Annotated in this window: 6 protein-coding genes; 2 read left to right on the top strand and 4 right to left on the bottom strand. The window is 26.8% G+C overall.

Annotation, left to right across the window (positions count from 1 at the left end; translation table 11 throughout):
• Nucleotides 1-595 precede the first annotated feature (595 nt).
• Nucleotides 596-883 (bottom strand): HU family DNA-binding protein, encoded by a 288-nt coding sequence (locus E6771_RS15640; protein ID WP_316092271.1) that lies wholly within the window; start codon nt 881-883, stop codon nt 596-598.
• Between the two features lie 294 nt (nt 884-1,177).
• Here E6771_RS15640 and E6771_RS15635 point away from each other — a divergent pair, with 294 nt between their 5' ends.
• Nucleotides 1,178-1,603: a single-stranded DNA-binding protein gene (locus E6771_RS15635; protein WP_316092270.1), complete on the top strand. Its 426-nt coding sequence runs from the start codon at nt 1,178-1,180 to the stop codon at nt 1,601-1,603.
• 128 nt (nt 1,604-1,731) lie between these two features.
• Here E6771_RS15635 and E6771_RS15630 read toward each other — a convergent pair whose 3' ends face one another.
• The 3 genes from E6771_RS15630 to E6771_RS15620 all read right to left on the bottom strand — a co-directional run bounded on the left by E6771_RS15630 (nt 1,732) and on the right by E6771_RS15620 (nt 3,603).
• Nucleotides 1,732-2,400 carry an RsiV family protein gene (locus E6771_RS15630; protein ID WP_316092269.1) on the bottom strand — a complete coding sequence of 223 codons (669 nt, stop codon included), beginning with the start codon at nt 2,398-2,400 and terminating at the stop codon, nt 1,732-1,734.
• Between the two features lie 494 nt (nt 2,401-2,894).
• Nucleotides 2,895-3,281, bottom strand: coding sequence for a NifB/NifX family molybdenum-iron cluster-binding protein (locus E6771_RS15625; protein WP_316092268.1), 387 nt, complete (start codon nt 3,279-3,281; stop codon nt 2,895-2,897).
• A complete protein-coding gene (locus E6771_RS15620; protein ID WP_316092267.1) occupies nt 3,274-3,603 on the bottom strand; it encodes a DUF134 domain-containing protein in 330 nt (109 codons plus the stop codon). The genes E6771_RS15625 and E6771_RS15620 overlap by 8 nt, the downstream gene beginning before the upstream one ends.
• A 373-nt stretch (nt 3,604-3,976) precedes the next feature.
• Between E6771_RS15620 and E6771_RS15615 the strand changes: the two genes are divergently transcribed.
• Nucleotides 3,977-5,521, top strand: coding sequence for an AbgT family transporter (locus tag E6771_RS15615; protein ID WP_316092266.1), 1,545 nt, complete (start codon nt 3,977-3,979; stop codon nt 5,519-5,521).
• Nucleotides 5,522-5,725: the final 204 nt, after the last annotated feature.

Raw genomic sequence — 5,725 nt, 5'->3', positions numbered from 1 at the left:
ATTTTAAAGTACTCTTTATTTTTTAATCTCTGTATTGTTTTATCAGCTGTTCCTCTATTCTTGTCATTCTCTCCTCGATTCTATTTATTCCATCTGCCAGTGTCTTTATATTCTCTATTCTGAATCTATTCTTTTTATGAATTTTAATATAACTTGATTTTCTTCAGCTATCTTTTGCTTTATTTTCTCCCTCACTGTATATGTTACTATGTGAAATGAAATATTAATAGTGAAGCTATGTGGCTCTTTGTGTTCATATGTGAAAGTTCCTAATTTTTTTATGCTGATTTTTATGTATAAATTTTCTTCCCTCTGTGTATTATTTATTATCTTCTATTCTTTTATTATCTTCTTATAAAGAATATCTTCTGATGTCTTCAAAAAACCATCAACGGTTTTACCATTAATGGTTTTTCCGTCAACGGTTTTTTGTGTTGCGGTTAAAAAATTAATTTAAAGGTAATTTTTATTTGAAATTCATGATATATTATCCTTTTTTCAGTTACAAAAAAAAACAGGTCATTTGTAATGCTTCCTTCTTCTTAGCTGTCTAAAAAAATGGCTTCATTGAAAACTCCCTGTTTTTTCATTTACTCTATTTTTTTTCTTCATTGATTCTTAAAGAAAGATTACTTCCTGTCCTGAATTTAACTGTTTTTCTAGGTGTTGAATATTGTATTTTCTTGGTATTTATATTCATAATTCTTCTGGCAGGAACCACTTTCTTTTCAAATACCCCCCACCCTCTGAAACTTACAGATTCATTTTTTTCAAGTGCTTCAAATAATATATCCCAGAATGTATTTACTTTTTCTTTCGCTTCATTTAGACTTTTTAATCCTCTTTTTTTTTGATATAAAGTTAAAAATTCTTTTTCTGTCATTATGTTCACTCCTTTTTATAATTAAAATTCTTCGAAACAGATTTGTCTGTTTTTCATCAAAATCTTTCTTTAGGTTTTATACTTTAGGTATTCATAAAAAAATCAAATTTCCTTTTATTTTTTTATTCCAAACCTTAATAAAATGGTGATTTTATTATGTTTTTATCTATAAAACTGAAATTTTAATTTTTTTTTCTCATCAATTAAAAAACTTATTTAAATATCAAATTGTTTTTAAAACACTTTTCTGATATAATTATATTGTTATAGATAAAAATATTAGGAGGTTATTAAATGAACTTAGTCGTTTTAACTGGAAGATTAACTAGAGATCCTGAATTAAAATTTGGGCAAAGTGGGAAAGCATATTCTAGATTTTCACTTGCAGTAGATAGACCATTCCAAAAAGGTGAAGCTGATTTTATAAATTGTGTTGCTTTTGGAAAAACTGCTGAACTTATAGGTGAATATTTAAGAAAAGGAAGAAAGGTTGGAGTAACTGGAAGACTTCAAATGAATAGATATGAAGCAAATGGAGAAAAAAGAACAAGTTATGATGTACTTGTAGAAAATATAGAATTCTTAGAAGCCAAAGGTTCTGGAGATTCTGCTGGTTATGAGCCACATGACTATGCTGCTGCTCCTGCATCAGCTCCTAAAACATCTGTAAAAGAATCTGAAGAAGCTCCATTTGATGATGATGACGAATTCCCATTCTAGTTTTATATAAAAAGATACTAAAAGCTGTAAAAATTATTTTTTACAGCTTTTTTATTAAATAATAAAAAATTTAAGCACCTACATTGTAGGTGCCTAAATCATAAGAGTTTGTTGATATTATGTAATTCTTATTTTAGTAAGAACTTTTGTATCTCTGTTTTAGGGAATCTGAATACTGGTTGTCCTTCAGAATGTGGTGTTAATTCATAATTTTGAAATAAAAAACATACATCATCTGATTCAAAAAACATTGAAGCATTTCTAATATTTACTTCTGGATCATTAAAAAACATTGTAACTTTATCTCCATTTGAATTTAAAATAACTTTTTCGACATTACCTTGAACAACGGCTTTCACCTGTTCATTTAAATATGTTTCTCCCTCTTTTGTAAAAACATCATCAAAAGTAATAAGTTTACCATCTTTATTTCTTATATTAATACTTTCAGATGACCCTTGTCCATTGGCATCTCCCTTAGAAATTCCATATGTTCCTATTAGAATAGAAGTCATTCCAAAAGAATTTTCAAAAGTTTCAAATCCCTCTTCATAAAATTCTGATACACCTTTTTTCCCTTCTTCTATTGAATTTACAAGGACTTCTGCATCAGATGCTAATTTTTTATTTAATTCCTCTACACTTTTATTGCCAGAACCTTTTATTTGTGGAATTGTAATATTATATGAGAAAGTATCACTTTTCTTTTGAAAAGAAAGTTTATCCACTTTTATGTCCTTGCTGCCTCCACAAGCAGTAAATAATATTACCAGCATTGAAAAAAATATTTTTTTCATTTTTACCTCCTTAAATTTTAACAATTATTCTATTATGTATATTCAATTAATATGGAAAAACTCCTTTAAAAATTTTATAATTTTTTCTATAAAAATATCTTAAATACTATATTTATTTAAAATAACCTCTAAGATTAAAAATTATAAATTTATAGTGAATAACCTATATATAAAAAACTTATTTATAATTTAAATATATTTTTAAAAAATCTATAGTTCCTTATAATTTTTTAAGAGATTTTTTCTAAATAAAAAAGATATAAAGTACTATAAAATTTTTCATTCCATATAATATGGTATACATGATATTTAAAAAAGATTTTAAATGATCAAAAATAAAATACTTCTTTATATTGACGCTTGAAAATAAATACTAAAATAAGTAAAAATTTATAAAACGATTTCTATTTTTACATAAAAAGAAAAAAGGTTATTGAAACTAGTATAATAACTCACTAATTTACAACAACCTCTTAAAAAATTATAATTTAATATTAATGCTTGCAGTTATGCTCTCCATGATGTTCGTGATGTTCATGAGCACACACTGCTCCATCTGAAACCAGATTTCCTTCAAGATAAGCTTTTAATATATCCTCAATTTTCCCACTTGCACCAAGTATAACTTCTATCTTACCAGCCTTTAATGTATCCATTGCTTTTTGTCCCATTCCTCCAGTAATAACCACATTTACTTTTTGCTCAATCATAAACTTAGGAAATGCTCCATGTGTATGCTCAGGTGCATCTATAATTTCTTTATTTACAGCTTTTCCTTTTTCAATAGTATATAGAGCAAATTTTTTACAATGTCCAAAATGCCCTTCAAGTATTGCTCCATCATTTGTTGAAAACCCAACTTTAAAAATTTCATTACTCATTTTCATCATCTCCATTTTTTATTTTTTCATCTTTATAGCTTGAATATGTATTTTTTAATTTTATTGCTTTTGAATTTAAAAAACTATCCAGTATCTTTTTTCTTCCAGAAGTTAATAATCTTTGTATTGTTCCCCTTGACACATTCATTATTTCTCCTGTTTCTATCTGACTTTTCCCTTCATAATCAGATAATCTCACTGCTTCTAATTCATCTAGTTCCAATTCTATTATTTCTAATTCTGACAATGGAATTCCTGCTGGTTTAAATACAGTTTCATTTTCCAATACTCTACAGCATCTTCTTTTCTTTCCTCTAGGCATACGACCTCCTTTATTGTGCATATGCACAATATAATTATAGTACTTTACTATTTTTATGTCAATACTTTTATTTTATTAAATTACATATTCTAAATATTATTTACTTCATTTTTTATAATTATTCAATGGCTAGGATATTATTTTTACTGCAAAATTTATTAAAGAAATTAATTTCAATTTTTTTCAAAACTAAGAAAATATTTTTATATGTTTATAAATAGAATTTATCAAACTTTTACAAAGCTTTTTTATCTTTTTACGCATATTTCAAAAAATACATATTGACTTTTACTACTTTTATATGTATATTTGTAGTATACACTACATAAATATCGCTACATAAAATCTTATATTAAGTAAAAGGAGAGATATTATGTCAGAAACAAATTTAAACAAAAAAGGGATTTTAGGGAGAATTGCTGTTGTTGCCAATAAGCTTCCACATCCTGTAACTATCTTTATTATTTTTTCAATTACTATTGCTGTTTTATCTGTTATTCTTTCAAAAATGGGAGTATCTGTAGAAATAGAAACAATAAACCGTTCTACTAAAGCAATAGAGTTACAAAGTTTTGCTGTAAGAAATCTTCTTGACTCTGAGGGAATCAGATGGATATTTGAATCAGCAGTTAAAAATTTTATTTCTTTTGAACCTTTAGGCATAGTGCTTTTCTTTTCATTATTCTTTAATTTCTTAAATGAAGTTGGTTTATTTCCTAGTTTTCTGAAAAAAGCTATGAAAAAAATAAATGGAAAGTATGTATCTTTTTTTATAGCCTTTTTAGGTGTAAATTCATCATTTGCTGGTGATATAGGTTATGTTCTGATAATACCTATAGCAGGTATTTTATATAAACAATTAAAAAGAAATCCAATAGCTGGTATACTCTTAGGTTTTAGTGCTACTTCAGCTGGATTTGCTGCTTGCCTTGTTTCTATTGATGCTCTTTTAGGCGGGCTTTCTACTGCTGCCATAAGTATTGTTGATTCCTCTTATGTTGTTACTCCTCTTGCTAACTCAGTATTTATGTTTTTCTTTACATTTTTTATTACTTTTATTGTAGCACTTGTAAATGATAAATTTATTGAGCCTAAATTAAATGAATTTTTACCAGAAGAAGAAGTTGAAGAAGATTTCAATACTTCTTTGAGTATTGAAGAAAATAAGGGTCTGAAATATGCAGCTATTGGATTTGCTGTTTCATTTGCAGTAATTGGACTTTTATCTATTCCATCATGGGGTCCATTAAGAAATCCTAATACTGGTCTTCTTCTCCTTGGGTGGAGTCCTCTTTTATCAGCAATAGTTCCTGTAATTTGTTTTATCTTTTTTATTCCAGGATTATTTTATGGAGTTGCATCTGGTAAAATTAAAAATGACAAAGATTTAATGAATTTATTATTTAAAGCTTTAGATGGTTTCGGTGCTTTTATAGTTTTATGTTTTTTCTCATCTATATTTATTTCTTGGTTTGGTTACAGCCAGTTAGGAACTATCATTGCAGCTGAAGGAGGAAAGTTCCTTTCTAAAATAGGACTTACTGGAATTCCATTAGTTATTGCATTTATATTCTTCTGTGCTTTTGCTAATTTATTCATTGGTTCTATGACTAGTAAATATGTTCTTTTAGCTCCAATATTTTTACCTATGCTTTATAAAATGGGAATATCACCAGAACTTGCTCAGCTTGCTTACAGATTAGGAGATTCTTCTACAAATGTAATTTCTCCTTTAATGAGCTATTTTGCTCTTATATTAATCTACTGTAATAAATATAATAAGAAATTCGGTCTTGGTGACCTCATTACATATATGATTCCTCATGCAATAACTATTCTTATTTCAAGTATTATTTTCTTTGGAATATGGATTACCTTTAATTTACCAATAGGATTTGGTACAACAAATTTCTTATAAACATAAAAGGTTTTATAAAGTGTATTATTAATAATTGCAAAAGAGCTGCCTTTTGGCAGCTCTTCTATATAGGTTCTATTTTTTACAAACAATATTTCTTTACTTTTAAATTTCTTCTCCACATCTTTTAAGAAGTCTTTCCCATTTTAAATCTACATCTTTTTGTATTCTATCTATGATATGTCTGTTTTCTGGTTTGAATAG

The organism is Fusobacterium sp., assembly GCF_032477075.1.
In the GTDB taxonomy this organism is placed as follows: domain Bacteria; phylum Fusobacteriota; class Fusobacteriia; order Fusobacteriales; family Fusobacteriaceae; genus Fusobacterium_A.
This window is presented reverse-complemented; position numbering and strand designations above follow the sequence as displayed.